Here is a 3,670-nt window from a genome sequence, read left to right on the forward strand (position 1 = left end):
AGCGTCCAGAACGGCATGCGACGCGGAGCGTCGCACGATAGTTGAAAAAACGCTTTTTTATCGCGATGGCATTGACGACGCAGAGTGCAACGTAAGTGACAGAGCATCGACACGATAATCATCTGAACCCGCGCAAACCCGCTACTTCCAGCCCATCCGCCACGTATCCGCCTGCTGCAACACCTGCCACGGCATGCGCTCACTGCGTTGAGTCAGCACGGCCTGCAGCTCTACCTCCAGAACCACGCCTTCTTCGTCCTTGAACAGCTCGGTCACCAGAAAGTGCTTTTCCCGATTTTGCGGCGTAGCTGCCGTCCATTTTGACAACAGCAGTTTACGGGTGTTGATCTGATTCATTGCACGTGTTCCAGCAGCCGGCGTGCCGCTTCCTGGCCGCTCAGCCACGCACCTTCAACACGCCCCGACAGGCACCAGTCACCGCAGACGTAAATGCCCAGATCGGCATCCGACAGCGCGCCCCATTCATGAGAGCCGGCAGGCCGCGCGTACAACCAGCGATGCGCCAGACTGAACACCGGGGCGGGCATGGTGCAGTCGATCAGCTCTGCGAAAGCACCGTGCAAGTGCTCGATGACCTGTTCACGGGATGCATCGAGGTTCTGCCTGCTCCATTGACTGGTGGCATGCAGAATCCACGTATCGAGCGTGTCGTCACGTTCCGGCTTGCTGCGGTTGCGGGCCAGCCAGTCGAGCGGACTGTCCTGCACGAAGCAACCCTGCATCGGCGTTTGCAACGGAGTTTCGAAGGCCAGTGCAACCGCCCAGGTCGGGTCCATCTTGACGCCCGCCACCACGCTGGCCAGCTTGGGTGCGGCAGCAAGCAGTGCAGTGGCCTGCGGGGCAGGGGTGGCGATGATGACATGGCTGAACGGGCCGTGATTTTGGCCCTCGTCGTCCAGCAGGTTCCAGTGCTCTTCGCCGCGAAACACCTCGGTGATGCGGCACGAGAATGACACCGGCATATCGCCGCGCATGGCACGGGTAATCGCGCTCATGCCGGGCTTGCCGACCCAGCGCACCTGTTCATCCGGCGACGGGCTGAGCCTGCCACCGTGGAAGTTATAAAGCTGGGGTGTCCACTCGGCAACGTGACCCTGGGCTTGCCATTGCTTGACCGCAGTGGCGAAGCGTCGGTCACGCGCGGTGAAATACTGTGTACCCATGTCCAGCGAACCTGCGTCGCTGCGCTTGCTGGACATCCGACCGCCGCTGCCGCGGCTCTTGTCGAAAAGGTGCACCTGATGCCCGGCCGCTGTGAGCGCCTGGGCTGCTGAAAGTCCGGCGATACCGGTACCGATGATTGCGATAGGGACAGTCATAGGGGCCTCGTTACCTTGTCTGTACAGACTACGCCGTAGTTAAAACCTGTACAATCTTCTTGTTTGGTATAAGTTGCAGTGATTCAAGACACTGCGGGTTGAGTCACATTGCAACGTGCAGGGTCGAACTGGTCAGTCGCCTGGGCAAGCGGTCAAAACTGCAGCTCATTCAGGTCTGGCCTATGGTTCTGGTGACAGTTTCGTTTTCCGGATAAACGTCACGGCCAGCGTCACTGGTAAAAATAAGACTACTTAATTGTCATGCACGCCACGCGAGGTTATCTGCCATGCACATATTGCTGACCGGTGGTACAGGTTTGATAGGACGAGCGCTCTGCCGTTTCTGGTCTGCTCAGGGGCATGAGCTGACTGTGTGGAGCCGAAAACCTGCTGACGTTGCCGAGCTGTGCGGCCCGTCCGTGCGTGGCATTGCCAGGCTGGATGAGTTGGGTGAGCAGCCGGTGGATGCCATCGTCAACCTGGCCGGTGCACCGATCGCCGATCGCCCCTGGACCCGCAAACGCCGTTTGTTGTTGTGGGAAAGCCGTATCGGTCTGACCGAGCAGTTGCTCACCTGGCTGGGCACCCGCACGCAAAAGCCTGCGCTGATGATTTCCGGTTCTGCGGTGGGCTGGTACGGCGACAGTGGCGAACGCGAAATCGATGAAGCCTCGCCCCCTGCCAAAGAAGACTTTGCCAGCCAGTTGTGCAACGCCTGGGAAGAAACCGCGCTGCGTGCCGAGTCGCTGGGCGTGCGTGTGGTGCTGATACGCACCGGTCTGGTGTTGTCGGATCGCGCGGGGTTTCTGCAGCGTTTGTTGCCGCCCTTCAAATTCGGCATGGGCGGGCCTATTGGTGATGGCCGGCAGTGGATGCCGTGGGTTCACATTCAGGATCAAATCGCGGCGATTGATTTTTTGCTGAATCTTAATGAAGCAAAGGGTCCTTATAATGTGTGTGCGCCATCACCGGTGCGCAATCGCCAGTTTGCCAAGACACTGGCAGGTATTCTGCATCGGCCTGCTTTCATGCCGATGCCGGCGCTGGCCCTGAAAGTGTTGCTGGGCGAGCTGTCGGTATTGCTGCTCGGTGGTCAGCGCGCCCGACCGGAACGTTTGCAGGAAGCTGGCTTCACGTTCAAATACACCGAACTCGACACCGCCCTGCAGGATTTGCTGGGTCGCCACTGAACGCTTTCGAAATAGGATGTTGCATGACCGATCACGCTTTGTTGCTGGTCAATCTGGGTTCGCCTGCTTCTACGCAAGTGGCAGACGTGCGCAGTTACCTGAACCAGTTCCTGATGGATCCTTATGTGATCGACATCCCGTGGCCTTTGCGCAGGCTGCTGGTGTCGCTGATTCTGATCAAACGGCCCGAGCAGTCTGCGCATGCCTACGCGTCCATCTGGTGGGACGAGGGCTCGCCGCTGGTGGTATTGAGCAAGCGTTTGCAACAGGCCATGAAGAAAGAATGGTCGCACGGGCCGGTCGAGCTGGCGATGCGTTATGGCGAGCCTTCCATTGAGACCGTGCTGACGCGTTTGTCGGAACAGGGTTTCAAGAAGGTGACGCTTGCGCCGCTCTACCCGCAGTTCGCCGACAGTACCGTGACCACGGTGATCGAAGAGGCCAAGCGCGTGGTGCGCGCCAAATCCTTGAAGATGCAGTTCTCGGTTTTGCAACCGTTCTACGATCAGCCTGAATATGTGAGTGCACTGGTAGAAAGCGTGCGCCCACATCTGGAGCAGTCCTACGATCACTTGCTGCTGAGTTTTCATGGCTTGCCAGAGCGGCATTTGCACAAACGCGATCCGACGAGCAAGCATTGCCTGAAGGACGATTGCTGCATGACCGCACCTGCCCAAGTGGTTGCAACGTGTTATCGCGCTCAGTGCCTGCAATCTGCGGCAGCGTTCGCCAAGCGCATGGGCATCCCGGATGGCAAGTGGTCGGTGTCCTTCCAGTCGCGCCTCGGACGCGCCAAGTGGATTGAACCCTACACCGAAGCGCGTCTCGACGAACTGGCGGCGCAAGGCGTGAAGAAACTGCTGGTCATGTGCCCGGCGTTCGTGGCTGATTGCATTGAGACACTGGAAGAGATCGGCGACCGTGGTGCCGAGCAGTTCAAGGAAGCGGGCGGCGAGGAACTGATACTGGTGCCCTGCCTGAACGACGACCCGAACTGGGCAAAAGAGCTGAACCGACTGTGCGAGCGCGCACCGCTGATGCTGTAACGCGCTGCACATCAGAATCGGACGCAGAGCGTGAGGAACGATAGTTACAGAACTATCGTTCCTCACGCTCCAGCGTGGGAATGCCTTGGGTGAC

The 3,670-nt window shown here is 59.1% G+C and carries 4 protein-coding genes; 2 read left to right on the forward strand and 2 right to left on the reverse strand.

The window, feature by feature from the left end:
• Nucleotides 1-141: 141 nt before the first annotated feature.
• Nucleotides 142-357 carry a TIGR02450 family Trp-rich protein gene (locus tag DW49_RS0122535; protein WP_005615215.1) on the reverse strand — a complete coding sequence of 72 codons (216 nt, stop codon included), beginning with the start codon at nt 355-357 and terminating at the stop codon, nt 142-144.
• The gene (locus DW49_RS0122540) at nt 354-1,340 is read right to left on the reverse strand and encodes an NAD(P)/FAD-dependent oxidoreductase (protein WP_024420418.1); all 987 of its coding nucleotides are present in this window, start codon (nt 1,338-1,340) and stop codon (nt 354-356) included. The genes DW49_RS0122535 and DW49_RS0122540 overlap by 4 nt, the downstream gene beginning before the upstream one ends.
• 287 nt (nt 1,341-1,627) lie before the next feature.
• Between DW49_RS0122540 and DW49_RS0122545 the strand changes: the two genes are divergently transcribed.
• Both DW49_RS0122545 and hemH read left to right on the forward strand, forming a co-directional pair.
• On the forward strand, nt 1,628-2,530 hold the full coding sequence (locus DW49_RS0122545) for a TIGR01777 family oxidoreductase (protein WP_003379217.1): 903 nt from the start codon (nt 1,628-1,630) through the stop codon (nt 2,528-2,530).
• Between the two features lie 23 nt (nt 2,531-2,553).
• Nucleotides 2,554-3,576, forward strand: coding sequence for a ferrochelatase (hemH, locus tag DW49_RS0122550; RefSeq protein WP_005615220.1), 1,023 nt, complete (start codon nt 2,554-2,556; stop codon nt 3,574-3,576).
• Nucleotides 3,577-3,670 lie beyond the last annotated feature (94 nt).

Source organism: Pseudomonas avellanae BPIC 631 (genome assembly GCF_000444135.1).
Taxonomy (GTDB): domain Bacteria; phylum Pseudomonadota; class Gammaproteobacteria; order Pseudomonadales; family Pseudomonadaceae; genus Aquipseudomonas; species Aquipseudomonas avellanae.